The organism is Nocardia wallacei, from assembly GCF_014466955.1.
GTDB classification, from domain to species: domain Bacteria; phylum Actinomycetota; class Actinomycetes; order Mycobacteriales; family Mycobacteriaceae; genus Nocardia; species Nocardia wallacei.
The window spans coordinates 987,950-1,014,088 of sequence record NZ_AP023396.1; the positions used below are offsets into that span (position 1 = coordinate 987,950).

Sequence of the window (26,139 nt, forward strand, 5' to 3'; positions counted from 1 at the left end):
GGGTGAACTGTTGCTGCTGAACCGTTCTCAGCGCGCGTGCAGTTCGCCGCCCGCGCTGGTGAGCACCGGCGTCGGCAGCCAGCTGTCGGCGCGGCGCTCGAACAGCGCGCCCGACGGCCCGGATGCCTCCGGCCCCGCCAGCCGGACCAGGCGGAAACCGGCGCGTTGGTAGTAGGAGTGCAGGCCCGGGTTGGTGGTCCAGGCGTCCAGCCGCACCCAGGTGCGGTGCCGGGCGCGGGCGATCGCCGCGGCGTGCGCGAGCAGCGTTGTGCCGAGCCGCAATCCGGTGAACCGCAAATCCACGATCATGTAGTGCACGACGACGGCGTCGGCGAGTTCGCCCGGCGACCAGAGACCCTCGTCCGCGCGGTCGTTCACGGTGATGGTGCCTGCCGATTCGCCGTCCACCTCGGCCATCCAGGTCTCCCCGGCACGCAGCGAGCGCTCGACCGCGCGGGCAAACAGCTCGATGGGCAGTCCTCGCCCCTCGCGTGTCCACTGATCCGAGCCTCGAGCCGCGAGCCAGGCCGTGCGCTGGAGCCGTAGTCGGCAGATGGTGCCGAGGTCGGCCAGGTGGGCCTGGCGAATGCGAATCGTCATGGCGAGCCGGGCACCAGCGAGTTACCGAAGGAATGGGAATTGCCCGGTGGATGCGGCGTTCCCAGCGTCTTGCGGATGACCTCCGTACCGTCGTCGTCGCCCAGTTCGTAGGCGAGCCGGTTGCGCGCGGCGATCGACCGCTGCCGCGTCACCCGGGTGATGCGTTCGGCGTTGGCGCCGATGCGCAAGTGGTCCAGCAGCATGGTGCCGGTGCCCACGCCCAGCACGGCGGCCTCCTCCGCGGTGGCGGGGCGGGCCACGACGGTGTCGCGGTGCGCGGTCTCGGGCTGGCCCCGCGCGGCCAGGCGGCGCGTGGTGCCCTCGGGAATGTCGTGCGGGAAGTCGATTCCGGTGGCCTCCGCCAAGTCCCGTGGATAGAAACTGACCTCCCAGGACCAGGGTTCGTTGTCCAGATACTGGACCACCGTGCGGGCCACCACCCAGGAGTCGCGCGGCACCCCCAGCCAATGCGCGACGTCGGCGCCGGCGGGTTCCATCCGGGCGCTGAACTGCTTGGACGGCTCACGGCCCGCCGCGCGCGCGATCTCGGAGAAGATGTCGTGCGAGGACTTGGGGCGGTCGCGGCGGATATGGTGGGTGACAACCGATTCCAGGACTTCCTGGCTGCGCACGATGGTGCCCCGGGAAGTGGCTGTGTAGAGCAGGTTTTCGGCTACCAGGACCTGAATTGCGTTGCGGGCGGTGGTGATGGAGACCTGCATCTGATCGGCCAGTTCGTTGTGACTGGGTAGTCGATCGCCCGGCTTCCACGTCCCGTTGCGAATCTCCTCCCGGAGGAGGTCTGCGATCCGCTGGTACCTCGGACCGTCGCCCATCTCGCTCCTCGGTTGCTTCTTCAAGAAAATGTAGTCTACTCCGCGCCGCGGCGCGGCGTGTGACCCTTGACACAGGGCTTCAGAGGTTTATTGTAAGGAACGTCCTGAACGATGTGTTGTAACGGCGATGACGGCGAGGCAACGTGGCTGGTTCGGAGACAATCCAGACGGTGGTAATGGCAGTGCCCTACACGCCGCAGACATCGATGGCGGTCCAGACTCTGACAACCGGCTTACTGCCGAGTTCGGACCTGATGCTGCGCGCCTGTCGTGGGCACCGTGTCATCGGCGGGCCGTTACTGTGGTTCGCTCGCGATCTCGCGGTGCTACACGAGCGCCGGTCGACCGGCCGTGGTGGATCCGAGCCCGACCCGGATCCCACCGCGACAGTCGAAATCGAGCGGCGCCGAGCCGAATTGGTGATGGCGATCGACGACTGGGTGGCGCGTACCGTCCCCCAGCACCGGCTCGGCGCCACGCTGCACACCGAGACCATCGGTTCGGTCATCGACCGGCTCGCCGAGTCCTCGGTCCGTGCCCACCACGCGCTGATGACGCTCGACGCCGACAACGAGATCCTGCACGGCGCCTGGCATCATCTGGCCGAATTGGCCGACGGCTACGACGATCTCGTGCGCGACGTACTCGCCGGCCGGCGGCGGCTGCCGGCCTGGTAGCCGTCAGCGGGCGGGCGCCCCGCAGGAGGGCAGTGCGCGCGGAGTGATCGCGCGGTTCGGCCGGGTGAGCGCGGGCAGGGGCGGCGGCGTGTGCGGCCCCACATCGATGACCCGGTATGCCCATGCCCCGTCGACGACATGAGCGCGGCGAAACTTGTTCCAGCCGAACGGCATCTGGTGGACGAGTTCGCCGCGCTCCTCCAAGCGCTCGGACAGTTCGTGCAGTACGTCCAGGGCGTCGGCGAGGCCGGTCAGGACGTCGAGTCCGGCGGCGCCGCGGCGGCCCGCCGTGGCCCAGCGCGCGAATCCGTCGATCACGATGAACCCCGGATCCGTCCGGGTGGCAATGTGTTTGACGATGATCGCGGCCCGGCGGGTGACGTCCAGGTCGCCGGGGTCGACGCCGACCGACAGCACCAGGCAGTCGAAGAAGGGCCGAGTGGTCCCGATGGCGGACGGCTCGAGCGCGATGGCGCACGGCCCGGCGACGGTGGTGCGGTACGCGAAGCTGTGGCAGCGGCTGGCGTGGATCCTCATCTCGTTCTGCTCTCTCTACCCACGAAGGCTCTGTCCGCGACAGGAATGTCGCACGAGCCTTGTCTGGAACGGTAGAAGGACGATTGTGCGAATGTGAGTGTCGCATCCGACATGTTCGGTACTGTTTGCGACATGGACGTCGCAGTGTTCGTCGTGGACGGGGTCGCGGACTTCGGGCTGGCCGCTGTCGTGGAGGTGTTCCGCACCGCCAACCTGTTGCTGGACGAACTCGACACCGCCCCGGACCCGTGGCGAGTGCGGACCGTCTCACCCGGAACGGGGGTGCGGTCGGGGCACGGCAATCTGGTCCCGACCACGCCGCTGTCCGAGCTGCCCGCCGATATCGGGACCATCGTCGTGCCCGCGCTGGAGCTCTACGATGCCGAGGGGGTGATCGGTCTGGTCACCGCGGCGCGCAACGACGTTGTGCTGGAACGTATCTCGGCGGCGCAGCAGCGTGGCGCGCACGTGGCGGCCGCCTGCACGGGCACGTTCTTCCTGGCGGAGTCCGGGGTGCTGGACGGGGGATCGGCGACCACCAGCTGGTGGCTGGGCCCGGCGTTCCGGCGGAGGTATCCACAGGTCGAGCTGGAGGAGGGGCGCGTGCTGTGCCGCTCCGGGACTATCACGACAGCCGGTGCCGCGCTGTCGCATCTGGATCTGGCGTTGGCGATGGTCGCGGCGCAGAGCCCGGCGTTGGCCGAACTGGTCGCGCGATTCTTCCTGGTGGGGGACCGGCGGACGCAGGTCGCGTTGCCGGAGTTCGTGGCTCGCGGCAATTCCCTGGTGGCGGCGTACGAGCGCTGGGTGCGCGACCACATCGCCGACCAGTTCCAGATCAGCGACGCGGCACATTCGCTCGGCGTCACCGTGCGCAGCCTGCAGCGTGCCACGCGCGCCGAGATCGGCATGTCACCAAGGGATTTCGCGAACGAGATCCGGCTGGAACGGGCGACCTACCTGCTGCGCAACACCACTCTGACGGTCGACGCGGTGGCCGCGCGGGTGGGTTACCTCAATGCCGGGACGTTGCGCTCGCTGTTCCGGCGTCGCCGCCATCGCAGTCTCGCCGAGGTGCGCGCCTCCCCGCTGTCCTGGGAAGGCGCGCTCGTCGGGACCGGTCAATAGCGTTGGAAGCGCCGGTGATCGGTGGCGAAGTCGTCGGCCACGGTCGCCGCCAGCTCGACCAGCGACCGCTTGGTGTTCTTGTGCAGTCGGGCCAGGTCGATCTCGGCGCCCTCGGACAGGTGCGGGTCGTACGGGATGATGTGCACCGCGCGGCAGCGCGAGAGGAAATACTCGCGCAACTGCTGGATGCCGACATTCGGTGAACCCGGGCGCGGCAGGTTGATCACCACGACGGCATTGCGCACCAGGTGGTCGTGGCCGTGCAGGGACAGCCAGTCCAGGGTCGCCGCGGCGCTGCGGGCGCCGTCGATCGCCGAGGACGAGATCAGGACCAGCGAGTGGGCCAGATCCAGCACGCCCGCCATCGCCGAATGCATCAGGCCCGTGCCGCAGTCGGTGAGGATGATGTTGTAGTAACGCTGCAGGATGCGCGCCACGCGGCGATACTCGTCCTCGCTGAACGACTCCGAGGCGGCCGGGTCCCGTTCGCTGGCAAGCACTTCCAGGCGGCTCGTGGCCTGGGAGGTGTGCCTCCGGACGTCGGCGTAGCTGCTGATCGCCTGGTCCAGCAGCAGGTCGCGCACCGTGGAGCGGGTCTGCAGCGGCACGCGCTGTGACAGGGTGCCGAAGTCGGGGTTGGCGTCCACCGCGATGACCCGGTCGCCGCGTATGGAGGCGAAGATCGAGCCGATGCCCATCGTGGTGGTCGTCTTGCCGACGCCGCCCTTCAGGGACAGCACCGCGATCCGGTAGTCGCCGCGCACCGGTTGCCGGATCCGCGCGACGAGTTCCTGCAGGCGCAGTTCCTCGGCCGACATGCCGGGATTGATCGCACCACCGGACATGTGGTGCACCGCGCGCCGCCATCCCGACCCGGGAGCCTTCTTCGCCCGCCGCACCGGCACATCGTCCAGCGACGGCTGCACTCCCGGCGGCTGTTGATACTGCGGTGGCTGCTGATATTGCTGCGGTTGCTGAAAGTGTTGCGGCTGCTGCTGATACGTGCCCGGATACGGCTGCCCGGCCTGTTGCTCCGGCCCGGGCGACTGCCACGGCGGCACTTCCCCGGGCGCCGCAAAGCGCGGATCCCCGGGCCCACTCCCATGCCCGCCCTGCGGCACGAACCGCTGCGTCGCCTCATCCACGGGCGCCCGCCACTGGTCCGCCCGAGCCTCACCACGCCCCCCTACGCCACCACCGACAGGCGCATGCCCCCCAGCGCCCGACGCCTCGCCCGTCGGCGCAGCAGCAGGGCTCTGCCACGCGGCCCCTTCACCGTTCGGCGCGCCGCCGACAGGTCCGGGAGTTCGCTCCGCGGGCGCGGTGTGGAGTGTGTGCCACGAGGGCTGGTCGGTCCCTGCGCTGGCTGGCGCCCCGCCGACAGGTCTGGGAGTTCCCTCCGCAGGCCCAGAGTGGAGGCTGTGCCATGGGGGCTGGTCGGTGCCCGCGTTGGTCGGTGCGCCGCCGACGGGTCCGGGAGTTCCCTCCGCAGGCCCAGAGTGGAGGCTGTGCCATGGGGGCTGGTCGGTGCCTGCGCTGGCCGGTGCGTTGCCGACCGGCTCTGGCGTTCCGTGCGTGGGCGCCGCATGAGGGGTGTGCCAGGGGGGTTGGCCGGTGGTTTCGCCGGTCGGTGCGTGGCCCGGGGTTCCGTCTGCGGGCGCGGGACGGGTGGGGTCGGCGGACGATTCCCAGGAGTCGTTGCGCGGGGCGATATTCCCGCTGGAGGCGGGGCGTCCGGGTTCACCGAGCGGTGAGCCGGTGGTGCCGGGCGGTTGGTGCCGGTTGATGCCCTCGAAACCCGGTCCGAGGCTGGGATGTGTCGACGCGGGAGGCTGTTCGCCGATGGAATCCGTTGCGCCACCCGCGAATCCGATACCACCCTCCGCCGAGTCGTTGTCACGACCGCTGACAGCACCTCGCGCCGGAGCCGAAGGCGCAACACCGTGCACGGGCGATGGCTGCGCTGTGCCCTGCGCGGGCGATGGTTGCGCAGGGCCGTGCGCGGGCGAGGTCTGCGTAGCGCTGTGCGTGGGGGAGGGCTGTGCTGGGCTGTGCGTGGGGTAGGGCTGCGCTGTGCCCTGCGTGGGTGATGGTTGTGTAGCGCCGTGTGTGGGTGAGGGTTGCGCAGCGCCGTGCGTGGGAGACGGCTGCGCGGTGCCGTGCGCGGGAGTGGGCTGCGTGGGTGATGGTTGTGTAGTGCTGTGCGTGGGTGAGGGTTGCGCAGCGCCGTGCGTGGGAGAGGGCTGCGCGGTGCCGTGCGCGGCAGTGGGCTGCGTGGGTGATGGTTGTGTAGCGCCGTGCGCGGGCGAAGATTGCGTAGCGCCGCGAGCGGGTGAGGGGTGTGCTGTGGCCTGCGTGGGTGAGGGGTGTGCAGGGTCTTGGGTGGGGGAGGATTGCGCGCGATCTTGTGGTGATGGTTGCGCAGGGTCGTGGGTGGGGGACGGGTGTTCGGCGTGGTCGCCGGGTAGGGCCCAGCTGGGGGCGGGGCCGTCGGCTTGTGGGTTGTGGTTGTCGGGGAACGGGCTCAGGCGGGGTGGCGGCGCGGGGGTCGACTCCGTCGACTGGGGGCCGATCGGGGAGGCGGTGGGCGAAGGGGATCGGGCGGCAGTCGATCCGGCGGTGTCGAGCCACTGCGGGACAGCCTCGTCCGAACGCGGTCGGCTCGGGGCGGTACCGCCGGATGCGGAATCAACGGCCGGGCTGTCGGCGGCCGGTGGCGTCGCGTCCGGGCGCACATCCGGGGCCGGAGGCTCCGGCAACGGCGGCCGCGTCCCCCGCTCGGGCGGCGGCGGCAGATCCGGCCGCCCGGCCGCATCGGTACCCGAGCCCGAAAAACCCTGCGGCGCAGGAGGAATAGGCGGCTGCCACGCCGCTCCGGCAGCGGAAGAACCGGATTCCGGGCGCAACGGACTTGCCTGCGCCTCCGGCGCTGTGGACGCCTGTGGACCCCCGCCGACTTGCCGAGACGCAACCTCCGGCGATGCGGGGGACTGCGGAACGGACTGCCATGAGGGCTGGGAGTTCGGGTCGGATTGCCATGGCTGCGCGGCCTCGCCGTGGGGCGGGTTCGCGAAGCCGCCGTTGGGGCGGAACGACTCGGGGGAGCGGTACTGCGGATCGTGCTGCGGCGCACCGGCGTCGGGCATCGGCGGCCGGCCCCACTCGGCGGGCGGTTCCTGGGTGTCGGACTTGTCCTTGCGCCAACCCAGCCGGCGTTTCCTGCCGCCCTCCGGTTCCGCCTTGTCCTCGGATTTGCGCTTGGCGCGCTTCTTCAGCGGCTCCTGTTCGGGAATGAGCTCCTCATGCGGCAGGTTCTGCACCGGAGCCTCGTAGCCGACCTGCGTGACATCGCTCTCGGACAGCCACGGCGGCAGCATGGGGAGTTCGTTGTTACGACTCACGACTGCGCCTCGCTAGCGGTCGGGGTCGCCGTCGCCGAGCGCGCCGCCGCGACCGGTCGCTGGCTGCGCTGACTCACGGATCCCCCTGGATCTGCTTTACCTGGTACCTGGACAGGGCGTAGTTTACGCGAGCGCACACGGTCGCGATGGCCGCGTTACCCAGGGCCGGCACACCGTAGGGCAATCGTGACGCGGACCGTGTTCGGGGGGCATTTGGCCGTGCAGGACACGCACGGGTAAGCTTGATCGGCGGTGCACCTACCCGCCGGTCGTCTCGTGTCCACATGCTGCTTCCGGAGAGTATGGCACCAGGTCGATGCACGTGCACGCAAAACTGCAATGACAAGCTAGCCGAAGAGCTGGGCCCAGCCAGGGACCGGCGTAAACGGGATCGCGGAGGATATGGCGAAGAAAGACGGGGCCATCGAGGTCGAGGGTCGAGTTATCGAGCCGCTGCCCAATGCGATGTTCCGGATCGAGCTGGAGAACGGTCACAAGGTTCTCGCGCACATCAGCGGCAAGATGCGGCAGCACTACATCCGCATCCTGCCCGAGGACCGCGTAGTCGTGGAGCTGTCGCCCTACGACTTGTCCCGCGGCCGCATCGTCTACCGCTACAAGTGACCGCGCGCCGCGCGGTGTAAAGAACTTCCCCGGCCATCAGGTCCGGGGAAAAGCTGTGTTCACACCCTGTGAACCACAACCAGATTGGACGGACGTGAAGGTTCAGCCGAGCGTCAAGAAGATCTGCGAGAAGTGCAAGGTGATCCGCCGCAACGGCCGGGTCATGGTGATCTGCGACAACCTGCGCCACAAGCAGCGTCAGGGCTAGGAACCAGGGGCTCGCCCCGGGACCAGCAGCACCGGCCAAGCACCGATCGTCGATCGGATTGGCACAAGAGAAGACCTCCCAGCGCCACTGGGTATCGACGAGCCCCGTAAGGGGGCGGATGCCCGAACACCCCCGGTACGGAGGCCGGGGCCCCACACGAGGGGACGGACAGGGAGCAGACCTCCGCAACATTAAGGAATCGCCACCATGGCACGTCTGATGGGCGTCGACCTTCCGCGCGACAAGCGCATGGAGGTCGCACTGACCTACATTTTCGGCATCGGCCGTACCCGCGCCAAGGAGATCCTCGACCAGACCGGCGTCAGTCCGGATCTGCGTACGAAGGATCTCACCGACGACGACCTGACCAAGCTGCGCGACTACATCGAAGCGTCGGACTACAAGGTCGAGGGTGACCTGCGCCGCGAGGTGCAGGCCGACATCCGCCGCAAGATCGAGATCGGCTGCTACCAGGGCATCCGCCATCGTCGCCACCTGCCGGTGCGCGGCCAGCGGACCAAGACCAATGCGCGCACGCGCAAGGGTCCGAAGAAGACCGTCGCCGGCAAGAAGAAGTAGGGATAACCGATGCCTCCGAAGAGTCGGGCCTCCGGCCCCAAGAAGACCCAGAAGTCGCGTCGCCGGGACAAGAAGAACATCCCGCACGGCCACGCGCACATCAAGAGCACGTTCAACAACACCATCGTCTCGATCACCGACCCCGAGGGCAACGTCATCGCGTGGGCCTCGTCCGGTCACGTCGGGTTCAAGGGTTCGCGCAAGTCGACCCCGTTCGCCGCGCAGCTCGCTGCCGAGAACGCTGCCCGCAAGGCGCAGGAGAACGGCGTCAAGAAGGTCGATGTGTTCGTCAAGGGCCCGGGTTCGGGCCGCGAGACCGCGATCCGCTCGCTGCAGGCCACCGGCCTCGAGGTGGGTTCGATTTCCGATGTCACCCCGCAGCCGCACAACGGCTGCCGTCCGCCCAAGCGGCGTCGCGTCTAGCGGGAAGGAAGGTAGAGAGATATGGCTCGTTACACCGGCCCCATCACCCGCAAAAGCCGTCGGCTCCGTGTTGATCTAGTCGGCGGTGACCAGGCGTTCGAACGTCGCCCCTACCCGCCCGGCCAGCACGGCCGCGCGCGGATCAAGGAGAGCGAGTACCTGGTCCAGCTGCAGGAGAAGCAGAAGGCTCGCTTCACCTACGGCGTCATGGAGAAGCAGTTCCGCCGCTACTACGAAGAGGCGAACCGCCGCAAGGGCAAGACCGGCGACAACATGCTGCAGCTGCTCGAGTCCCGGCTGGACAACGTCGTCTACCGCGCCGGACTGGCCCGCACCCGCCGCCAGGCCCGCCAGCTGGTGAGCCACGGCCACCTGCTGGTCAACGGCAAGAAGGTCGACGTCCCCAGCTTCCAGGTCTCCCAGTACGACATCATCGATGTCAAGGAGAAGTCGCTGGGCACGCTGCCGTTCCAGGTGGCGCGCGAGACCCAGGGCGACCGCCCGATCCCGGGCTGGCTGCAGGTAGTGCCGAACCGGTTGCGGATCCTGGTCCACCAGCTGCCGGAGCGCGCGCAGATCGACGTGCCGATCAACGAACAGCTCATCGTCGAGTACTACTCGAAGTAGCCGTTGGTCGTGCCGCTGTCCTTCCGGTTCGCCGGAGGGAATTCCAGTTCGTGGGCGTCAAATAGCGGGCGCCCCTGAAGGAGGAGATCCTCATGCTGATTTCACAGCGACCGACGCTGACCGAAGAGGTCCTGGCCGAGAACCGCTCGAAGTTCACCATCGAACCGCTCGAGCCGGGCTTCGGTTACACCCTCGGCAACTCGCTGCGGCGCACCCTGCTCTCGAGCATCCCGGGCGCCGCGGTCACCAGCATCCGCATCGACGGCGTGCTGCACGAGTTCACCACCGTCCCGGGTGTGAAGGAGGATGTCACCGACATCATCCTGAACCTCAAGGGCCTGGTCGTGTCGTCCGAAGAGGACGAGCCGGTCACCATGTACGTGCGTAAGCAGGGCCCGGGCACCGTCACCGCCGGTGACATCGTCCCGCCGGCCGGTGTCACCGTCCACAACCCGGACATGCACATCGCCACCCTGAACGACAAGGGCAAGCTGGAGATCGAGCTCGTGGTCGAGCGCGGTCGCGGCTATGTTCCGGCCGTGCAGAACAAGGCCTCGGGCGCGGAGATCGGCCGGATTCCGGTGGATTCGATCTACTCGCCGGTGCTGAAGGTGACCTACAAGGTCGAGGCGACCCGTGTCGAGCAGCGCACCGACTTCGACCGGCTCATCCTGGATGTCGAGACCAAGAACTCGATCTCCCCGCGGGATGCGCTGGCGTCGGCCGGTAAGACCTTGGTCGAGCTGTTCGGCCTGGCGCGTGAACTCAACGTGGAGGCCGAGGGCATCGAGATCGGGCCCAGCCCGGCCGAGGCGGACCACATCGCCTCGTTCGCGCTGCCGATCGAGGACCTGGACCTCACCGTGCGGTCGTACAACTGCCTCAAGCGCGAGGGTGTGCACACCGTCGGCGAGCTGGTGGCCCGCACCGAATCGGATCTGCTGGACATCCGGAACTTCGGGCAGAAGTCCATCGACGAGGTGAAGGTCAAGCTGCACTCGCTGGGCCTCTCGCTCAAGGACAGCCCGGCCTCCTTCGATCCGTCCAGCGTCGTCGGCTACGACGCCTCCACCGGAACCTGGAGCGACAGCGGCTCGTTCAGCGACACCGACCACGGCGAGCAGGACTACGCCGAGACCGAACAGCTCTAGGCCATTCAACGGACGCAGCGCTGTGTCCGGTACGAAGGGCCTTCCTGAAGGAGAATCCAACAATGCCCAAGCCCAAGAAGGGTGCCCGCTTCGGCGGGTCGGCGTCGCACCAGAAGGCGATCTTCGCCAATCTGGCCACGGCGCTCTTCGAGCACGGTCGGATCACGACCACCGAGGCCAAGGCCAAGGCGCTGCGCCCGTACGCCGAGAAGCTGGTCACCAAGGCGAAGGCCGGCTCGCTGGCCGACCGCCGCGAGGTGCTCAAGGTGATCCGCAACAAGGACGTGGTGCACGAACTCTTCGCGAACATCGGACCGTCGTTCGAGGGCCGCGAGGGTGGCTACACCCGGATCATCAAGACCATGCCGCGCAAGGGTGACAACGCGCCGATGGCGATCATCGAGCTGGTCCGGGAGAAGACCGTGACCAACGAGGCCGATCGTGCCCGTCGCGTGGCCGCGTCGCAGGCGGCCAAGGCCGAGGCGCCGAAGGCGGAAGCGCCCAAGACCGAGGCGCCGAAGACCGAGGCGGCTGCCGAGGCCGACGAGGTGACCGAGGCCGAGGCCCCGGCTGCCGAGGACAAGGCCGACGAGAAGTAAGGTTGCTTCCCCGCGTATGCGGGGGATGACCATAGCGAAGCCCGCCGTCCCCTCCGGGTCGGCGGGCTTTCCTCATGTTAACCAGGAGATGGCTTGACCAGTGCCGATCCGGCTCAGCAAACCATTGCGATCAGGGCACGAATCGATGTCGCCTACGACGGCACCGATTTCACCGGCTGGGCCCGCCAGCCCGGCCTGCGCACGGTGCAGGGCGTGCTGGAGGAGTCGCTGAGCAAGGTGCTGCGCGAGCCGATCCAGCTCACCGTGGCCGGTCGGACGGACGCGGGTGTGCATGCCGAAGGCCAGGTCGCGCATTTCGACACGCACGCGGAGTTCGACGGCCCCAAGCTGATTCACCGCTTGGCTCGGTTTCTGCCGAAGGACGTGCGGGTCGTGCGGGTCGGCGTCGTGCCGCCCGAATTCGACGCCCGCTTCTCGGCACTCCGCCGCCACTACGCCTACCGCCTGACCACCGCGCCGTACGGAGCCGAGCCCCTCCGGTCCCGCAGCGTCGTCCCGTGCCGCCCGGTGGACCTGTCCGCCATGCGCGAAGCGTCCCGAAAGTTGTTGGGGCTGCACGACTTCGCGGCCTTCTGCCGCCGCCGCGAGGGCGCGACCACGGTGCGTGAGTTGCAGCGATTCGATTGGGTGACATCGCCCGCGCGCGACCGTGTGGGTGGGCCGTGGGGTGATGCGTCCCCGGACGTCTCCCCCGCCATCTCCCCCGACGGCGAACTCCTCACCGCCTACGTCAGCGCGGACGCGTTCTGCTGGTCCATGGTCCGCAGTCTGGTCGGCGCCGTGCTGGCCGTCGGGGAGGGAAGGCGTACGCCCGAATGGGTCGCCGGGCTGCTTGCCGAGCGACAACGCTCCAGCTCGATCACCGTCGCCCCGGCACACGGCCTGAGCCTCATCGCCGTCGACTACCCTCCCGAAGCCGACCTGGCCGCCCGCAACGCCCAAACCCGCGAGACGCGCACGATCCCACCCTCCGCGGGCTGCTGCGGTTGAGGGGCATGCGTCGCCATGCCCGGGCAGCTGGTAGTGCCCGTCACGGGTGCTGCGGTGGAGGCTCGAGCGGCATACTTCGAATGCGCCGGGCAGGGCTGAAGTGCCCGCGGGCCGCTGCGGTTGAGGGCTGAATATCGTGCGGCGGCAGCTCCGCTCGGCTGGTTTCCGCGAGTTGGTGCGGGGGCGTGGGCGTCGGGGTGGCAGACTCGGCGCACATGAGTCCGGTGAGCCGCGGTCGTAATGGCAAGAAGAGCAAGCAGGCGCGTACGGGCGTGCCGTCCGATGCGGCCGCCGGTGACTTCGCCGATCCGGTGGAAGAGGTCCTCGAGGACGTGGGACTCCAGATCGAGGGCAGCGACTTCGAGCAGATGATCGAAGACATCGCCGCGACCATCGCGCGGTTCGAGACCGTGGACGATCCGGTGGACGGCGAGTACCTGGCCGCCTCACTGCTCGCCGCGACCTACGGCACCCCCGAGTACGACGAGGCGTTCGCGCAGATGTTCATCGGCGAGGCCGAGAAACAATCCGATACCGGCGCGCTGGGCTTCCTGCGCTGCGTCGCCGTGTTGACCGCCGAACCGTCGCGGACGGCCGCGCGGGAGGCGGCGGATCGGCTCGTCGCGGCCGGGATCGAGGCACCGGAATGGACGGCCGAACTCGACGAGCCCGTGACAGGCGTCGAATATCTGCGCTGGCCCGCCGCGGACGGACAGGGTTCGGTCCTGTACGGCAGTTTCGAGCGAGCCGGTCGGTTGGACGGCGTCCTGCTGTTCGTCGACGACGAGGATTGCGGCGCGGCCAACGACCTCGCCCCGTTCCTCGGCGAGGGCCTGGCCGAGGCCCGCCGCCTCACCGACGAACGCGAGTCCGCCCCGGGCGAACCGATTCCGGCCGAAGAATTTCGCTGGCAGGCCCAGGCCGCGCTGGACGCGCGAGCCCTGCACGAGCGCGCGATCCTCGAACTCGGTCTGGACCCGGAGGAACCCGAGGAGGAGGACGACGTGCCGCACGAGGTGACCGACGTCGTCCTCCGCGCTCGACTACGGGTGCTGCCGATGCCGGACAAACCGCTTCCGGTGCATGTGCATCCGGAACTCGGGTGAGCCCGGCTCGTGGTCAGCTCCGGTCGCCGGAGCCCGCTTCGATCGTCTTGGGCCCGCTGCCCATTCCGCTGATCTCGATGCGGCGCGGCTTGGCCTTCTCCGCGATCGGCAGCGTGACCGACAGGACTCCGTCGTTGTAGGTGGCGCTGATGTGCTCGGTGTCGATGCCCTCACCGAGCGACAGCTGGCGCATGTAGGTGCCGGCGAAACGCTCCGACGCGACCCACTGCACGTTCTCGTCGCTGGGCAGGCTGCGCTGCGCCTTGAGGGTGAGGGTGCCGTTGTCGACACTGACGTCGACCGATCCGGGATCCACGCCCGGCAGGTCGGCGTTCAGCACATAGTGATCACCGGCCCGGAACAGGTCCATCGGCATGAAGCGCGGCGCGCGTGCGGTGCCCCTGCTCTCACCGAGGAGCTGGCGGGCGACGGTGTCGATGTCGTGGAATGGATCGAACCTCAGCACAGGAATCACCTCCGAATGCGATGGGCACACCCACCACGGTGGCGGGTGCACCGTGAACTTGTCCGAGCCCCAATTTAGCACTCTCGTGCGACGAGTGCCAGATCTTGTCGAGGGTGGAATACGCACGGCGGCACGGAGGTTCGCACCGACTATGACCATTGAGGGACTGGGACGGTTCGGAGTCTGGCGCTACTACGCGGCTTTCACTCCCGAGCAGGCACGGGAGTTGGAGGGCCTCGGCTACAGCACACTGTGGCTGGGTGGGTCCCCGCCGGCGGAGTTGCCCGGGGTGGAGTCGCTGCTGGAGGCGACCGAGACGCAGTTGGTCGGCACCAGCATCGTCAATATCTGGTCGGTGCCCGCCGAGGCGGTGGCGGAGTCGTACCACCGGATCGAGGCGCGGTTCCCGGGCCGGTTCATTCTCGGTGTGGGCGTGGGGCATCCCGAGCACGACGGCGTCTACCGCAAGCCCTACGACGCGCTCGTCGACTATCTCGACGCGCTCGACAACGCCGGTGTCCCGAAGGAGCGTCGCGCGCTGGCGGCCCTCGGCCCCCGCGTACTGGAGCTGGCCCGCGACCGCACCGCGGGCGCGCTGCCCTACCTCACCACGCCCGAGCACACCCGCCGCGCCCGCGAGACGGTCGGCGCGGACACGCTGCTGGTCGCGGAGAACAAGATCGTGCTGGACACCGAGGCCGACCGCGCCCGCACCACCGGCCGCCGTACCGTCGAGTTCTATCTCGGCCTGACCAACTACGTAGCCAACCTGCGCCGCCTCGGCTTCACCGAAGCGGACGTCACCAAGCCCGGCAGCGACCGTCTCATCGACGCCCTCGCGCTGCACGGCACCGCGGACGAGATCGCCGCGGGCCTGACCGCCCACCTCGACGCGGGCGCCGATCAGATCGCCGTTCAGGTTCTCGACGAGGACTACATGTCCACCCTGCGAGCCCTCGCCCCGGCACTGGCCGCCCGGGTCTGAACCCCGAAGCCTCGGCCCGCACCCGACCACTTCGGGCATGCGGGCCTCGGCTGGGCGACCGATTCGCCCGCGCTATTGTCGCGTGTGCGTGCTCGCCCATCGGCCCGGGACTCACGGTGCGCCGGCTTCGAGCAACCGGTGGTTGCGCTACGAGCGGACCAGGCGGGCTATGGCGTCGGTGGCTTCCTTGATCTTGGCCTCGGCTTCCGGGCCGCCGTGGACGGCGGCATCGACGACGCAGTGGCTGATGTGGTCCTCGAGCAGGCCCATCGCTACGGCTTGCAGCGCCTTCGTCATCGCCGAGACCTGGGTGAGGATGTCGATGCAGTACTTCTCCTCCTCGACCATGCGTTGCAGGCCGCGGGCCTGGCCTTCGATGCGGCGCAGGCGCTTGAGGTAGTCGTCCTTGGCGGTGATGTAGCCGTGGGTAGCGTGGTCGTGGACGGGGGCGTTCGCCACCGTGCTCTGGCCTGCCGTCGTGGTCTGGTCGTCGGTCACCGGCTGCATCCTCACTCCCGCCACCTGGTCATCAATACCCCCCTAGGGTACAGTGTTTCGGCGGGCTTGTCAGGTGGGGCGACCGGTGCGCGAGAATCGGGGGCATGAGTTCGGTTCCCCGCCCCGCACTGGCCATCATCGGCGGCAGCGGCTTCTACGATTTCTTCGGCGACGACGCGACCACCCTGGACATCGACACACCCTACGGTGCGCCGAGTGCGCCCATCACGGTCGGCGAGGTCGAGGGCCGGCAGGTGGCGTTCCTGCCCCGGCACGGGCGCAAGCACGAGTACTCGCCGCACACCGTGCCGTATCAGGCGAACATGTGGGCGTTGCGGTCGATCGGCGTGCGGCGGATCTTCGCGCCGTGCGCGGTCGGCAGTCTGCGCGCCGACTGGGGTCCGGGGACCGTGGCCGTGCCGGACCAACTGGTGGACCGCACCTCCGGCCGTCCGCAGACCTACTTCGACAACGGCGGCGTCCACGTCACCTTCGCCGACCCGTACTGCGAGGACCTGCGCGCCGCGGCGACGGCCGCCGCCGTCGACGAACTGCCGATGCGGCACGCCGCGACCATGGTCGTGATCCAGGGCCCGCGCTTCTCCACCCGCGCGGAGAGCCGCTGGTTCGCCGCGCAGGGCTGGGAACTGGTGAACATGACCGGCTATCCCGAGGCCGTGCTCGCCCGGGAACTCGAAATGTGTTATGCGGCAATCGCTCTGGTGACCGACCTGGACGCCGGTCTGGAAGCCGGTGACGGCGTCAGCGCGGCGGCCGTCTTCGCCGAATTCGAGCGGAACCTGATCCCGTTCAAGAAGCTGGTCCGGCAGGCGGTGTCGGTGGTCGAAGGAACCGAAACCTGCGACCGGTGCCGCGTGCACACCGGGGTGACGCTCCCACTCGAACTACCCTGACCCCGGGACCCCATGGCAGCGAACCGATTCGCCGATGCGCCGCGTCGCGGGATGCGCTGCTACCCGGGCACACTCGTGGCTCCCGAACCGGTCCGCGAGCAACGAGAGGTGGTGAGCGCACGCGTCAGTAGCCGTCGAGGAGGTCCAAGTCGCGCGGCGACAATGTGCCGTTCACGATGAGATACCGGATGAGGTCACCGAGATCAGGGCGCTGTGCTCCGAATTGCCGTCCCCCCGAACCTCGTACCCGGCTGTCCGCCCAGCGCACACGGACCCGGTATACGAGCTCCTCGGCTCTGCGTGCAGTCCATCTGGCGGCAGGATCCAACTCTTTGAGCAACAGGGTCGCCTCACGCCGAGACCACGGTCGCGGATTCGGCTCCCCCCGCAGATACCGCTGGGCGAATACGACCAGCACCAGCCGCTCATCCGGGGACAGGTTCCACGGAACCGGTTCCGGTTCGACAGTGTTGGGGAGTGGCGGGGGGATGATGTGGTCGTCACCGACGACATACAGTTCGAGCTGGTGCAACCGTGCCTCGGAGCCCTGTACGAACAACATCGTGTACCCCTGATCGATCGCGATCGGACCATCCTCGGTGAAGGTCACTCTCGACCCGGCCTGAATCGGTACTCGTCCGATATTGGTCAGCCACCAGCGGCCGTTCCGGAAATCCAGCCGCCCTTGCCGACGGCCTACACTCGCATCGTCCGCGCCGAGAACGACGGTGACATTGCCGCTGTCGCGGCCGAACACCACTTCGACGCCCTCTCGGGGCTCCGCTGTGATCGCCGTGTAGAAGGTCCTCGCCACCAACGTGCCTTTCGCCGACCGGGAGCCCTGTCGTTCACCGCGGTGGATCACGTGCGCGAGTTGTTCCGCCAGGTCCGGCAAGGGCTGAGGATCCGGGCGCCGGGCGCGGCGGACTACATCACGCAGCCCCGCTGTGACGTCGAAAGCGGCGGGTTCGGAGACGGTCTCGTACGCCTTCCGTACCAGAGCGCGAATGTCGTCATCGTTGCCCGTGGTCATCGGTGGTCGCCTCCTTCCTTCAGCAGCGGCATGAGACCGGAGCGCAGTCGCGCCACCTGTGTTCGCACAGTGGAAGTGGTGATTCCCAGCGCAGCACCGATTTCGGCGTACTCGAACTCCTCGAGGAAATACAGGATGCCGATCATCCGCCTTCGAACCGGTTGGCTCTCGAGCACCTCATGTACCACCTTGAACGAACTCAGTTCATCGAGCGCTCGGTCGTATCCGGCCTCGTCTACCGGCGGGTCGTCGTTGTCGTCCCAACGGACAAAGCGTTTGCTGCGTCTGTACCAGTCAGCGACCTTGTGGGCGACGATCGCGACCACATAACGCCGGTTGTCGTCGAGCGCACGGCTCTCCCGATGCTCCCAGCGTTCCAGCATCGCCACATAGGCATCCTGCACCACGTCGTAGGCGATCTCCCGATCCCCGGCAAGCCGCACAGCTGTGGCGAAACTACGCTCGACCGTCGCGGTGTAGAAGTCTGCGAACGTGTTCGTGGTATCCGATCTGTTTTCCCCGTCGCTCTCACTCACCATGGATTCCGCTGGTCGCCGTGTCGATAGAGCCGTCGGCCGTATCGGTGAATCCGATGTACAAGCTATCTCCGTCGCCGGTGGTGTCGGTCAACCGTAGTGTTCCGGGCGCGAGATGCACCAGACGTTCGATGCGGTTGCGACGAGCGATATCTCGGCACACGGAGGCAAGCTCCCGAACGACCGTGATCGTCGCCGGAATGGTAATTGCCAGCAGGCACCATACGTTCACGGTCATCCCTCCTGTCGATGTGCTCACCTTCGGTACTCGTGGGAGGAGGGCTGTGCGTCCACAATCGGTTCCGCGCGGGATCGTCGTCGCTCGGTACGGGGTGGCGGGTGTCACGGTGTGGGAGTGAGCGGCGCGGGGAGGGTTATGCGGACGAGGGCGAACTGGGGTGGGGTGTTGTCGGGCGGGCCATAGGGGAGGGGGGAGATTTCCACGTCGATCGTCAGCCAATCACCGGTGGTCGAGGCGAGTCGCAGGGCCGGGATGGTGTGGAATTGGGTTCCGGCGAGAATGGCGGTGCGGGCGGCGAGGATTCGGGGGCGGTCGGCGGGGTGGGGCAGGGTGCGTTCGTCGGTCGCGCCGGTCCAGCGCAGGCCGGGGAGCGGGGCGCTGATCCAGCGGATCACCCGGATGCGCGCCGTGTCGACCACCGCCAGATGCAGGCCGGGGTTGGTGCTGACGAGCGTGTCCACCGTCGCCGCCTCGAACGACTTCCCTTGGGCGGGCACGCTGTCGGTCACGTCGGCGAGCAGTCCGCGCCAGCACTGCGGGTCGTCGCCATTGCGGGTGGCGATCAACAGCGTGCGCAGTCCGGCCGGTGTGCGCACGGTGCAGGTGCCCAGCCAGCGCGCGCCGGGTTCGGCCCGGGACACCGTGGCGACCAGGTCCAGCGCGCCGTCGAAACGTTCCATGTGCTCGAAGGATTCGGCGCCCACCCACACCGAACGTCCCCGATCGAACGCCGGTCCCAGCCCCTGCCACAGCACCTCGGTGCGGCGCGTGCGCGCGTCCATCAGGAACGGGGCCACCGGCGGCGGCGCGGCGCGAGTATCGCCCACCCGGAACAGCACGCCGTGCACGGTGCCACCAGGGCCGAGCAGCGGCAGCGCCCGTGCCCGCTGCTGTGACCACGTATGCCGCGACCTCGGCAACTCCCGATCCACCGGCGCCCGGCCCTCGACCGCGGCGGTGACGACGGACTGCAGGCGGGCGGGCACGGTGCGCGCCAGCGACTTCCATTGCCGCGGTGCGGTGCCGACGGTCAGCACCGACCAGGTGTCGGGGCGACCCAGCGTCTCGATCAGCAGCCACTCGCCGACTGTCACGTACGCCCCCTTTCCTGAATCCGCCGTGCGCCTTCGTAATAGCCAGCGAATATCGTGCACCATCCGGAACCGGCGCGGTGCCGGGGTGGCGATATCGGTGGCCGACACGGCCAGGCTAGGCTCGCGCGAGCGTGGTCAGGCCCGGAGGTGGCGGAAAGGACAGAGCATGGACAGCCCGTTGCGGCTCGAGATCATCGTCGCGAGCGTGCGGCCGGAACGGTTCGCGCCGGTCGTCGCCGACTGGTTCCTGCGCGCGGCCCGTTCGTACCCCGAATTCGACACGGGGGTCATCGATCTCCTGCACACCCGGCTGCCCACCGACCTGTCGGTGACGCCGGAGGTACGGGCCTACCGGGAACGGCTCGCCACCGCGGACGCGTTCGTCGCCGTCACCTCCGAGTACAACCACGGCTATCCGGCCGCGCTGAAGACCGCACTCGACAGCGCCAAACACGAATGGCGAGGTAAGCCGATAGGTTTCGTCGGTTACGGCGGTCTGTCCGGTGGCCTGCGCGCCGTCGAGCAGCTGCGGCAGGTGGTCGCCGAGATCCATATGGTCTCGATCCGCGAGACCGTCAGCTTCCACGAGGCCAAGCGAAAGTTCGACGCCAACGGCGAGACCGCGGACGGCGCGGCCACCGACGCCGCCGCCCGTCTGCTGCGTCAGCTCGCCTGGTGGGGCCGCCACCTGCGCACCGCACGCGCGACCGACCCGTACCCGGGCTAGGGCTTGTATCGAAGTAGGTGCTGGCTGGCACCGCTGCGCGGTGCCAGCCAGTGGCGGAAGGCGTTGCCTGCGTTGGCATATAGGTGAGGTCTCCGGTATTCGGGTTAGCGACCAAACAAACCTGAATAGTGCCGGAGACCTCGTGGCCACAGTAGCGGTGACGGGGCGAGCGGATCTGACCGATGCCCAGTGGGCACGGCTGGAGCCGTTGTTGCCTCGCGGGAAGAAGGCTGGACGTCCGCCGACGTGGACGAGACGGCAGATCATCGACGGGATCCGGTGGCGCACGCGAGTGGGGGCGCCGTGGCGGGACGTTCCGGTCGAGTACGGTTCGTGGCCTGCGGTGTACGGATTGTTCCGGCGTTGGCAACGGGCCGGAGTGTGGGTATTGATCCTGAAGTTGCTACAGGCATTCGCCGACGCGGCCGGGCAGATCGTGTGGCAGGTGAGTGTGGACTCCACGATCGCCAGGGCTCATCAGCACGCGGCTGGAGCACGCCGAGACGGTGATCGGCAGGCAGAGCCGCCCGGCGGAATCGCAAGCGAGCCGACCGATCACGGACTGGGCCGGTCCAGGGCGGCTGGACGACCAAGCTGCATCTGGCCTGCGAGCGAGGCTGCCGACTGCTGTCGGTGCTGATCACGCCCGGTCAAGCTGGAGACAACCCGCAGATGGTGGCGGTGCTGGACGCGATCGCCGTGCCCAAACCCGGCGGTGGCCGACCCCGGATACGACCGGATCGGGTACTGGCCGACAAGGCCTATTCCAGTCGCAGCAACCGGGAATGGTTGCGGCACCGCGGCATCGCAGTCACTATTCCCGTTCCGGCCGACCAAGCCGCGCACCGCCGCAACCGCGGCCGCACCGGCGGCCGTCCACCCGCGTTCGACCCCGTGATCTACCGCGACCGCAACGCGGTCGAACGGGGCATCAACCAGCTCAAACAACACCGTGCCGTCGCCACGAGATACGACAAGCTCGCTGTCCGCTACCTGGCCACCGTCCACATCGCCGCCATCAACCAATGGCTACGACACCAGTGAGGGCGGGCCAACCGGCCCCCCCTCACCACTTCGATACAAGCCCTAGCCGACTACTGATGCACGACGGGCCGCCGTCCACGCGGATTGCCGATGTAGGTGGCCTCGCGCGGAATGGACACCAATGTCAGGTCGACCTGTGCGGTCCCCGTGCGCAGGATGACATGGTTGCCGATGGCACCCGGCTGATGGATCGACAGGTCCGGCCGCGTCGCGGGCCAGCCCATCGGATCACCGGTGACATAGATCGTGGTGACGCCGGCGTGCGGCGCGGGTGCGAGGACTCCGTCGACCACGGCCGCGGTGAAATTCGCGTCGCTCTGGTGTGTTTCGACGGCGATGGTCAACCGCTCCGGGTTGCCGATGGTGGTGACCAGCTGCTCCCATGCCTGCGGGCGGTCGGTCCGGATCAGGATGCGCTCGCCGACGGCCAGCGCCCGGAACACCAGCTGCTGAGCCAGATACAGCTCGCCCGCCACGTACACGGTCGAAATGCCCTGGCCGACAAGCCGGATCGCGACGCCGTTGCCCTCGTCGTCGGAGCCGATCAACTGACCGCAGCCCGACGACGGCAGATGCAGCGCGCCGACCACGTCGATCGGGTACTCGCCCAGCGGCACCGTGTCGTCGACATCCGGGATACCGATCGGCAGATGGGCCAGCAGACTCTGCCGGTGCCGCCCGTTCAGCGACACCATGCCCTTGCGACGGCGCTTCTCCGGCAGCTCGCGGGTGGTGAGGCGCCATGCGGCGCCGATGTTCACCATCTCCGCGGAGCTGCCCGGCCGCAGCCGCACGGCCACGGTCGTGCCCCGGGAAGGGTCGACCCACAACTGCGCCAGCAGATCCGAACCGAGCTGCTTCGGATCGACGGCCGCGCCGATGTTTACGCCGTTACCCAGCTCGGCGTAGCGCCACCGATGGGTGAGGGTGCGCGGATCGATCTGCGCGGTGACCTGCAGGACGGCCTTCTTGATCTCGGGCGCGGTGAGCACTCGCGACGCGCAGTCGGCGTCCTCGAGCGCGCGCACGATGCGCTGGGTGGCGATGGTGACCGCGCGGCACGCGCCCTCGGTGCCGCCGCCGCGCCGATCGGCGGCATCCGGGCAGGCCAGCGTGTCGAAGCTGATCGCCAGCCACACCGTGCGGTGCGCTGTCGCCGGCAGCGGGCCCAGCAGCGACTCGTAGATCGGGCCGGCCGGCGTGCCGGAGCGGCTGCGGTGACCGTGGCTGATGATGTCGATGCCGCTGAGCAGGATGTCGTGCTGGGTCAGGCACTGCGCCAGCTCGGGCAGCGGCAGCAGGTGCGAGGCATGCACGGTATTGCGGTCGATGCGGGTCAGGCCGCCCCTGGGCGGCAGCACCTCGACGACCGCCACCACCCGGCTGCCCTCCCAGTACAGGCCGAGCGAACGCCCGTCGGGCCCACGGAAATCCACGGTGTCGCCGAGCCGGTAGCCGCGCCGGGTGCGGTAGCGCCAGATCGTCGCGATCCAATCCGCCACGGTGCGCTTGCCGACGGGGATCAGGACCAGCAGACCCGCCACCACGGCAGCGGCCAGCGCATACCACCACTGCAGGCCCGCGATCAGTACGGCCACCCCCACGACCAGCCCGAGCAATTGCGCCGCGAGCAGGTTCGGCAGCGAGATCCGTCCAAACAGCGGGCGGTTGTGCGACCCGCTCGGTTCGGCCATCGTCGTCCCCCAGGTACCCGGTGTCGGCCATGTCGACGGCCGAGCTGAACTTCAGTCCTGCTGAACTGTACTGTGTGGCGCCGACATGAGCACTGTTCGGGGAGCGTCGGGGCTTTCGGGCGCACCGCGCAGACCCGCGACCTCGGTCCGCAGCGCGCGGATCTCCTCGACCAGCCGACCCACCTCGAGGTCGGTGCGCTCGGCGGACTCCTCGACGGTCTTCAGTTGGTCGATGACCCAGCTGGTGGTGGTGCCGATGGCGAAGCTGATCAGCCCGATGCCGAACGTCATCAGGACCAGGGCCACCAGGCGGCCTTCGGTGGTGACCGGGTAATAGTCGCCGTAGCCGACCGTGGTGACCGAGACGACCGCCCACCACAGGGCGTCGCCGAAATTTCGCACCTTGGCGTCGGCGGCGCCGTACTCGGCGTCGAACATCGCCAGGCTGCACAGGAACACCACCAGCAGCGAGCACACCCCGACGAACACCGACAGGCGCGCCCGCGTCAGCTTGCTGCGGTTCAGCGTGTCCAGTACCAGCAGCGCCGCCCGGAGCAAGCGCAGCGGGCGCACCGGCGGGAGCAGCACGATGAGTAGTTCCAGCGGATGTGACCGCAGGAAATGCCAACGCCGCGTGGACAATCCGAGCCGCAGGAGGAAGTCCGCCGCGAAGATCGCCCAGATCCCGATATCGACGCCGGTGAGCCAGGCGTCCAGTACGGGCGAGGCGCCCGTATCGAGCACGTGCCAGGCGTACACGCCGAGGAATGCCGCCGCCAGCACGCCCATCGGGATGTTCGTGGCGCGCTCCCATGCGACGCGGCGGCTGGTCGGCTCGGGCGGGGCGGGATCGGTCCGGGCACTGAGCTGGGTCATACGGAACTGCCTAGGTGGATCGCTCGGTGGCCGGGGCCTACCGGAAAGTGTCGGCGGCCGGGGCCAACCGGAAGTGGATGCCCCCAAGTTATCGCCGCTCCCGCCCTCGACGTTGCCGGAATCCCGTAATCGACCGAGCAGCTACGCCGCACCGATCAATTCGCGACCGACGGAGAGTCGGTACCGGTATGGAGACGATCAATCTCGCCGAACTGTACGACACGGATGCGATGAGCTGGCCCGAGGTGCGGGATCGACTCGATGCGGGATTTCCGCAGGAGCCCGGGGGAGGCGGCCCGAACCGGCACACCTGTTGGCTCACCACCCTGAATCCGGACGGCAGCCCGCACGTCACGGGCATCGGCGCGCTCTGGGTGGACGGCGCCTTCTGGTTCGAGACGGGTAAGGGAAGCCGCAAGGGCCGCAACCTGGCCCGCGACCCGCGCTGCGCGATGAGCCTGGCGATCGAGGAGTTCGACCTGGTGGTGGAGGGCATCGCCGAAATCGTCACCGACCGCGCGGCGGTCGCCGACATGGCCGCGCGCTGGGCGGCCGGTGGCTGGCCCGCCCGCGTCGACGACTCCGGCGAAGCACTCACCGCCGATTTCAGCGCGCAATCCGCCGGCCGCCCACCCTGGCACGTCTACCGCATCACCGCGCGCACCGCCACGGCCCTGGGCACCGTGGAACCGTTCGGCGCGACCCGCTGGCGGTTCGACTAATGGCCCGCATCATTGCGAGACGGAGATACCGATTCCGCTGCGGTACCGGCGTTATCGTTCACGGTTGCCTCGCTCGCGCCGGCCTCGTCGGACTCGTTCGGCCTTTCCGGCGATGACATGGTCGACGCGGTTATGGTCGCGGGCACCAAAATCGGTTCTGCGCCGGGTGCCGCCTCGTCGGCCGTCGCGAAAATGCTCTTGTGCGGCTTGATCTTCGAGCGATGCTCGCCGCGGTCCCCGGGGCCCTGCTGCCGCGGGGGCATCATCGGCATCCCGAATGCCGCGGGCATCCCGTTCCGGTCATGCCCGTCCGACATTGCGGACCTTTCGTCAGCGGCCGCGGTGGACGCCTCGTTCATGGCCTCGGGAATGCTGACTGGGTGCGTGTTTGTGGCATCGCTGACTCCCGTGTCGTTGCCCGGCGGGAATTCTCCGTTGTCGAATCGGTCCCCGGAGTCCTGCCTTACGGTACCGATGATCGTCGAGATCTCCGCCGCGTTCGCGGCCGGAGTCGACTGCTGTTGTTGCACGAGTTGTGAATTCGGCGCCGCGGCCACGGCGCCCTGGGCGGTCCCGTTCTGTGTGGCGATGGGGGACTCGGGTACGGCCGGAACCTGTTGCCGCGCGGCGGGTCGGGACGCGGTGACCGCAGGCGTGGTGTCGGAGTACAGCGCCGAACTGACCGGGCCGGCCTGGGCAGGTCCGGGGTAGGGGCTGTGGTCGAGACCATCGAATGTAGTGAGCAGCTCAGCGTAATGCTGACTGATGGTGGTGCGCGTGTTCTGGTTGAGAGTGGCGAATTCGCTTACCCGAGTTTCCAATTCGGGGACGAAGGTCTCGTTCATCCAGTCGGCGGCATACTGCCGCGGGTCGGTGTCGTCCGGCAGGTCGGGGAGCACGGCGCGGACCACGGTGTGTTTGCCGTCGTCCGCCACGAGACCGAAGTCGCCCTGGGCGTAGCGCGCTATCTGCTCGACCTCGGAGACATGTTTGCCGCCGATTGTGAGTGCGCCGAAGACCGTTTCGCTGGTGTCGGCCTTGCGCCGTAGGCTGGCGGCAATCTCCGTCAGGGCCGTGCCGATCGAGGTCGCCAGCCCTGCCAGCTTCTCCACGTCGGTACCGACACGGGCGGCCACCTGCGACAGCAGCGCCGCCGCGGCCACGCCCGCGCCTTCCGTCCAGGCTGCTCCGACCCACCCGGCCCGATTCGATTGCATCCCCGCCTGTTCCCGGGCAGCGATCAATTGAGCGCTCAGCGTGTCGGCGAAAGTCGCCAGGTCGGTGAGGTCCAAGCCCCGTTCCGCGTCGTACAGCGCACGGAGTGCGGCGCTGTCGTACCCGCTGGGGGCGTTGCTGCCGGTCCAGCCCGCGTACGGTTCGATGAACTCCTGTAGTCGTCGCAGACCCGGTTCACCCCTGGTCAGCTGAGGGTCCGCGGTCAGCTCGGCGGCGTCGATCATACGAGTACATCCCCCGCCGCGCCGACTCCGGCGGTGTTGGCCTGCTCCTGCCGCTCGTACACGGTGAGGGCCCACCGCAGCGCGTTCGTGCAGTCCTCGATGCTCGAACCCCATCTCGCGAGTAGCCCGGCGGCATCCACGCATGCCTGCGACAGCTTGGCGCCGAACTCGTGGTACATCTGCCCGGTCTGAGCGGGATCGACCTGTGCCGCAGCGGTTCCCAGCGTCTTCGCGGAGGTGAGCACGCTCTGCCCCGAGACCGCCAGATCCGTCGCGATACCCTGCACCGCCGCCGTGTCGATCGAAACCACGACTCACTCCCAACCCGGTCGGCTCCTGGTT

28 protein-coding genes and 2 pseudogenes are annotated in these 26,139 nt (G+C 68.5%); 16 read left to right on the forward strand and 14 right to left on the reverse strand.

Annotated elements, in window-relative coordinates; translation table 11 throughout:
• Positions 1-27: 27 nt before the first annotated feature.
• Both NWFMUON74_RS04500 and NWFMUON74_RS04505 read right to left on the reverse strand, forming a co-directional pair.
• On the reverse strand, positions 28-600 hold the full coding sequence (locus tag NWFMUON74_RS04500; protein WP_187686727.1) for a GNAT family N-acetyltransferase: 573 nt from the start codon (positions 598-600) through the stop codon (positions 28-30).
• On the reverse strand, positions 597-1,436 hold the full coding sequence (locus tag NWFMUON74_RS04505) for a GntR family transcriptional regulator (protein WP_187686728.1): 840 nt from the start codon (positions 1,434-1,436) through the stop codon (positions 597-599). Before NWFMUON74_RS04505 ends, NWFMUON74_RS04500 begins: the two co-directional genes overlap by 4 nt.
• Before the next feature lie 176 nt (positions 1,437-1,612).
• Here NWFMUON74_RS04505 and NWFMUON74_RS04510 point away from each other — a divergent pair, with 176 nt between their 5' ends.
• The gene (locus tag NWFMUON74_RS04510) at positions 1,613-2,113 is read left to right on the forward strand and encodes a DUF4254 domain-containing protein (RefSeq protein ID WP_187688923.1); all 501 of its coding nucleotides are present in this window, start codon (positions 1,613-1,615) and stop codon (positions 2,111-2,113) included.
• Between the two features lie 3 nt (positions 2,114-2,116).
• On the opposite strand, the gene NWFMUON74_RS04515 is transcribed toward NWFMUON74_RS04510, so the two are convergent.
• On the reverse strand, positions 2,117-2,650 hold the full coding sequence (locus NWFMUON74_RS04515; RefSeq protein WP_187686729.1) for a hypothetical protein: 534 nt from the start codon (positions 2,648-2,650) through the stop codon (positions 2,117-2,119).
• Between the two features lie 132 nt (positions 2,651-2,782).
• On the opposite strand from NWFMUON74_RS04515, the gene NWFMUON74_RS04520 reads away from it, so the two are divergent.
• Positions 2,783-3,778, forward strand: coding sequence for a GlxA family transcriptional regulator (locus tag NWFMUON74_RS04520; RefSeq protein ID WP_187686730.1), 996 nt, complete (start codon positions 2,783-2,785; stop codon positions 3,776-3,778).
• Here the strand turns inward: NWFMUON74_RS04520 and NWFMUON74_RS04525 are convergent.
• Positions 3,772-4,896, reverse strand: a pseudogene (locus tag NWFMUON74_RS04525) (MinD/ParA family ATP-binding protein); the annotation flags it as partial. The gene NWFMUON74_RS04520 and the pseudogene NWFMUON74_RS04525 overlap by 7 nt on opposite strands.
• 2,685 nt (positions 4,897-7,581) lie before the next feature.
• Between NWFMUON74_RS04525 and infA the strand changes: the two are divergent.
• From infA to NWFMUON74_RS04570, 9 genes are all read left to right on the forward strand, one after another.
• Positions 7,582-7,803, forward strand: coding sequence for a translation initiation factor IF-1 (gene infA / locus NWFMUON74_RS04530; protein ID WP_003886926.1), 222 nt, complete (start codon positions 7,582-7,584; stop codon positions 7,801-7,803).
• Positions 7,804-7,897: 94 nt separating this feature from the next.
• Positions 7,898-8,011, forward strand: a complete 114-nt coding sequence (gene rpmJ / locus NWFMUON74_RS04535; RefSeq protein ID WP_025347279.1) for a 50S ribosomal protein L36 — start codon at positions 7,898-7,900, stop codon at positions 8,009-8,011.
• A 207-nt stretch (positions 8,012-8,218) separates the two neighbouring features.
• Positions 8,219-8,590, forward strand: coding sequence for a 30S ribosomal protein S13 (gene rpsM, locus NWFMUON74_RS04540; protein WP_187686731.1), 372 nt, complete (start codon positions 8,219-8,221; stop codon positions 8,588-8,590).
• Between the two features lie 9 nt (positions 8,591-8,599).
• Positions 8,600-9,013, forward strand: a complete 414-nt coding sequence (gene rpsK / locus NWFMUON74_RS04545; protein WP_187686732.1) for a 30S ribosomal protein S11 — start codon at positions 8,600-8,602, stop codon at positions 9,011-9,013.
• 21 nt (positions 9,014-9,034) lie between these two features.
• Positions 9,035-9,640, forward strand: coding sequence for a 30S ribosomal protein S4 (rpsD, locus tag NWFMUON74_RS04550; RefSeq protein ID WP_187686733.1), 606 nt, complete (start codon positions 9,035-9,037; stop codon positions 9,638-9,640).
• Between the two features lie 92 nt (positions 9,641-9,732).
• The gene (locus NWFMUON74_RS04555) at positions 9,733-10,791 is read left to right on the forward strand and encodes a DNA-directed RNA polymerase subunit alpha (protein ID WP_068020676.1); all 1,059 of its coding nucleotides are present in this window, start codon (positions 9,733-9,735) and stop codon (positions 10,789-10,791) included.
• 62 nt (positions 10,792-10,853) lie between these two features.
• Entirely contained in the window at positions 10,854-11,390 is a 537-nt protein-coding gene (rplQ, locus tag NWFMUON74_RS04560) for a 50S ribosomal protein L17 (protein ID WP_187686734.1), read from the forward strand.
• A gap of 93 nt (positions 11,391-11,483) precedes the next feature.
• Positions 11,484-12,401: a tRNA pseudouridine(38-40) synthase TruA gene (gene truA, locus NWFMUON74_RS04565; protein WP_187686735.1), complete on the forward strand. Its 918-nt coding sequence runs from the start codon at positions 11,484-11,486 to the stop codon at positions 12,399-12,401.
• 215 nt (positions 12,402-12,616) lie between these two features.
• Positions 12,617-13,507 carry a hypothetical protein gene (locus NWFMUON74_RS04570; protein ID WP_187686736.1) on the forward strand — a complete coding sequence of 297 codons (891 nt, stop codon included), beginning with the start codon at positions 12,617-12,619 and terminating at the stop codon, positions 13,505-13,507.
• A 13-nt stretch (positions 13,508-13,520) separates the two neighbouring features.
• On the opposite strand, the gene NWFMUON74_RS04575 is transcribed toward NWFMUON74_RS04570, so the two are convergent.
• Complete coding sequence (locus NWFMUON74_RS04575) at positions 13,521-13,973, reverse strand: Hsp20/alpha crystallin family protein (RefSeq protein ID WP_187686737.1); 453 nt, start codon at positions 13,971-13,973, stop codon at positions 13,521-13,523.
• A gap of 151 nt (positions 13,974-14,124) precedes the next feature.
• Between NWFMUON74_RS04575 and NWFMUON74_RS04580 the strand changes: the two genes are divergently transcribed.
• Complete coding sequence (locus NWFMUON74_RS04580; protein WP_187686738.1) at positions 14,125-14,958, forward strand: LLM class F420-dependent oxidoreductase; 834 nt, start codon at positions 14,125-14,127, stop codon at positions 14,956-14,958.
• Between the two features lie 147 nt (positions 14,959-15,105).
• Here the strand turns inward: NWFMUON74_RS04580 and NWFMUON74_RS04585 are convergent, their stop codons facing one another.
• Positions 15,106-15,465 carry a metal-sensitive transcriptional regulator gene (locus tag NWFMUON74_RS04585; protein ID WP_425300863.1) on the reverse strand — a complete coding sequence of 120 codons (360 nt, stop codon included), beginning with the start codon at positions 15,463-15,465 and terminating at the stop codon, positions 15,106-15,108.
• A 95-nt stretch (positions 15,466-15,560) separates the two neighbouring features.
• Here NWFMUON74_RS04585 and NWFMUON74_RS04590 point away from each other — a divergent pair, with 95 nt between their 5' ends.
• Positions 15,561-16,370 (forward strand): S-methyl-5'-thioadenosine phosphorylase, encoded by an 810-nt coding sequence (locus NWFMUON74_RS04590; protein WP_187686739.1) that lies wholly within the window; start codon positions 15,561-15,563, stop codon positions 16,368-16,370.
• A 124-nt stretch (positions 16,371-16,494) separates the two neighbouring features.
• Here the strand turns inward: NWFMUON74_RS04590 and NWFMUON74_RS04595 are convergent, their stop codons facing one another.
• From NWFMUON74_RS04595 to NWFMUON74_RS04610, 4 genes are all read right to left on the reverse strand, one after another.
• On the reverse strand, positions 16,495-17,403 hold the full coding sequence (locus NWFMUON74_RS04595) for an FHA domain-containing protein (protein ID WP_187686740.1): 909 nt from the start codon (positions 17,401-17,403) through the stop codon (positions 16,495-16,497).
• Positions 17,400-17,939, reverse strand: a complete 540-nt coding sequence (locus tag NWFMUON74_RS04600) for an RNA polymerase sigma factor (RefSeq protein ID WP_187686741.1) — start codon at positions 17,937-17,939, stop codon at positions 17,400-17,402. The genes NWFMUON74_RS04595 and NWFMUON74_RS04600 overlap by 4 nt, the downstream gene beginning before the upstream one ends.
• A complete protein-coding gene (locus NWFMUON74_RS04605; RefSeq protein ID WP_187686742.1) occupies positions 17,932-18,177 on the reverse strand; it encodes a hypothetical protein in 246 nt (81 codons plus the stop codon). Before NWFMUON74_RS04605 ends, NWFMUON74_RS04600 begins: the two co-directional genes overlap by 8 nt.
• 104 nt (positions 18,178-18,281) lie before the next feature.
• Positions 18,282-19,274: a GAF domain-containing protein gene (locus NWFMUON74_RS04610; RefSeq protein WP_187686743.1), complete on the reverse strand. Its 993-nt coding sequence runs from the start codon at positions 19,272-19,274 to the stop codon at positions 18,282-18,284.
• Positions 19,275-19,440: 166 nt separating this feature from the next.
• Between NWFMUON74_RS04610 and NWFMUON74_RS04615 the strand changes: the two genes are divergently transcribed.
• Positions 19,441-20,001, forward strand: a complete 561-nt coding sequence (locus NWFMUON74_RS04615; RefSeq protein ID WP_187686744.1) for an NADPH-dependent FMN reductase — start codon at positions 19,441-19,443, stop codon at positions 19,999-20,001.
• A gap of 157 nt (positions 20,002-20,158) precedes the next feature.
• Positions 20,159-21,045 (forward strand): annotated as a pseudogene (locus tag NWFMUON74_RS04620) (IS5 family transposase).
• A gap of 50 nt (positions 21,046-21,095) precedes the next feature.
• On the opposite strand, the gene eccE reads toward NWFMUON74_RS04620, so the two are convergent.
• On the reverse strand, positions 21,096-22,739 hold the full coding sequence (gene eccE, locus NWFMUON74_RS04625) for a type VII secretion protein EccE (RefSeq protein ID WP_187686745.1): 1,644 nt from the start codon (positions 22,737-22,739) through the stop codon (positions 21,096-21,098).
• 51 nt (positions 22,740-22,790) lie between these two features.
• Positions 22,791-23,615: a potassium channel family protein gene (locus NWFMUON74_RS04630; protein WP_187686746.1), complete on the reverse strand. Its 825-nt coding sequence runs from the start codon at positions 23,613-23,615 to the stop codon at positions 22,791-22,793.
• Between the two features lie 188 nt (positions 23,616-23,803).
• Here NWFMUON74_RS04630 and NWFMUON74_RS04635 point away from each other — a divergent pair, with 188 nt between their 5' ends.
• Positions 23,804-24,337 (forward strand): pyridoxamine 5'-phosphate oxidase family protein, encoded by a 534-nt coding sequence (locus NWFMUON74_RS04635; RefSeq protein WP_187686747.1) that lies wholly within the window; start codon positions 23,804-23,806, stop codon positions 24,335-24,337.
• Here NWFMUON74_RS04635 and NWFMUON74_RS04640 read toward each other — a convergent pair.
• Both NWFMUON74_RS04640 and NWFMUON74_RS04645 read right to left on the reverse strand, forming a co-directional pair.
• Positions 24,334-25,797, reverse strand: a complete 1,464-nt coding sequence (locus NWFMUON74_RS04640; protein WP_187686748.1) for a hypothetical protein — start codon at positions 25,795-25,797, stop codon at positions 24,334-24,336. The genes NWFMUON74_RS04635 and NWFMUON74_RS04640 overlap by 4 nt on opposite strands.
• Positions 25,794-26,108, reverse strand: a complete 315-nt coding sequence (locus tag NWFMUON74_RS04645) for a hypothetical protein (RefSeq protein WP_187686749.1) — start codon at positions 26,106-26,108, stop codon at positions 25,794-25,796. The genes NWFMUON74_RS04640 and NWFMUON74_RS04645 overlap by 4 nt, the downstream gene beginning before the upstream one ends.
• Positions 26,109-26,139 lie beyond the last annotated feature (31 nt).

Excerpts from the sequence above, each read along its gene's own strand:
- NWFMUON74_RS04500 (WP_187686727.1), bottom strand. The coding sequence starts at position 600 with ATGACGATTCGCATTCGCCAGGCCCACCTGGCCGACCTCGGCACCATC.
- NWFMUON74_RS04505 (WP_187686728.1), bottom strand. The coding sequence starts at position 1,436 with ATGGGCGACGGTCCGAGGTACCAGCGGATCGCAGACCTCCTCCGGGAG.
- NWFMUON74_RS04510 (WP_187688923.1), top strand. The coding sequence starts at position 1,613 with ATGGCAGTGCCCTACACGCCGCAGACATCGATGGCGGTCCAGACTCTG.
- NWFMUON74_RS04515 (WP_187686729.1), bottom strand. The coding sequence starts at position 2,650 with ATGAGGATCCACGCCAGCCGCTGCCACAGCTTCGCGTACCGCACCACC.
- NWFMUON74_RS04520 (WP_187686730.1), top strand. The coding sequence starts at position 2,783 with ATGGACGTCGCAGTGTTCGTCGTGGACGGGGTCGCGGACTTCGGGCTG.
- infA (WP_003886926.1), top strand. The coding sequence starts at position 7,582 with ATGGCGAAGAAAGACGGGGCCATCGAGGTCGAGGGTCGAGTTATCGAG.
- rpsM (WP_187686731.1), top strand. The coding sequence starts at position 8,219 with ATGGCACGTCTGATGGGCGTCGACCTTCCGCGCGACAAGCGCATGGAG.
- rpsK (WP_187686732.1), top strand. The coding sequence starts at position 8,600 with ATGCCTCCGAAGAGTCGGGCCTCCGGCCCCAAGAAGACCCAGAAGTCG.
- rpsD (WP_187686733.1), top strand. The coding sequence starts at position 9,035 with ATGGCTCGTTACACCGGCCCCATCACCCGCAAAAGCCGTCGGCTCCGT.
- NWFMUON74_RS04555 (WP_068020676.1), top strand. The coding sequence starts at position 9,733 with ATGCTGATTTCACAGCGACCGACGCTGACCGAAGAGGTCCTGGCCGAG.
- rplQ (WP_187686734.1), top strand. The coding sequence starts at position 10,854 with ATGCCCAAGCCCAAGAAGGGTGCCCGCTTCGGCGGGTCGGCGTCGCAC.
- NWFMUON74_RS04570 (WP_187686736.1), top strand. The coding sequence starts at position 12,617 with ATGAGTCCGGTGAGCCGCGGTCGTAATGGCAAGAAGAGCAAGCAGGCG.
- NWFMUON74_RS04580 (WP_187686738.1), top strand. The coding sequence starts at position 14,125 with ATGACCATTGAGGGACTGGGACGGTTCGGAGTCTGGCGCTACTACGCG.
- NWFMUON74_RS04585 (WP_425300863.1), bottom strand. The coding sequence starts at position 15,465 with ATGCAGCCGGTGACCGACGACCAGACCACGACGGCAGGCCAGAGCACG.
- NWFMUON74_RS04590 (WP_187686739.1), top strand. The coding sequence starts at position 15,561 with ATGAGTTCGGTTCCCCGCCCCGCACTGGCCATCATCGGCGGCAGCGGC.
- NWFMUON74_RS04595 (WP_187686740.1), bottom strand. The coding sequence starts at position 17,403 with ATGACCACGGGCAACGATGACGACATTCGCGCTCTGGTACGGAAGGCG.
- NWFMUON74_RS04605 (WP_187686742.1), bottom strand. The coding sequence starts at position 18,177 with ATGACCGTGAACGTATGGTGCCTGCTGGCAATTACCATTCCGGCGACG.
- NWFMUON74_RS04615 (WP_187686744.1), top strand. The coding sequence starts at position 19,441 with ATGGACAGCCCGTTGCGGCTCGAGATCATCGTCGCGAGCGTGCGGCCG.
- eccE (WP_187686745.1), bottom strand. The coding sequence starts at position 22,739 with ATGGCCGAACCGAGCGGGTCGCACAACCGCCCGCTGTTTGGACGGATC.
- NWFMUON74_RS04630 (WP_187686746.1), bottom strand. The coding sequence starts at position 23,615 with ATGACCCAGCTCAGTGCCCGGACCGATCCCGCCCCGCCCGAGCCGACC.
- NWFMUON74_RS04635 (WP_187686747.1), top strand. The coding sequence starts at position 23,804 with ATGGAGACGATCAATCTCGCCGAACTGTACGACACGGATGCGATGAGC.
- NWFMUON74_RS04640 (WP_187686748.1), bottom strand. The coding sequence starts at position 25,797 with ATGATCGACGCCGCCGAGCTGACCGCGGACCCTCAGCTGACCAGGGGT.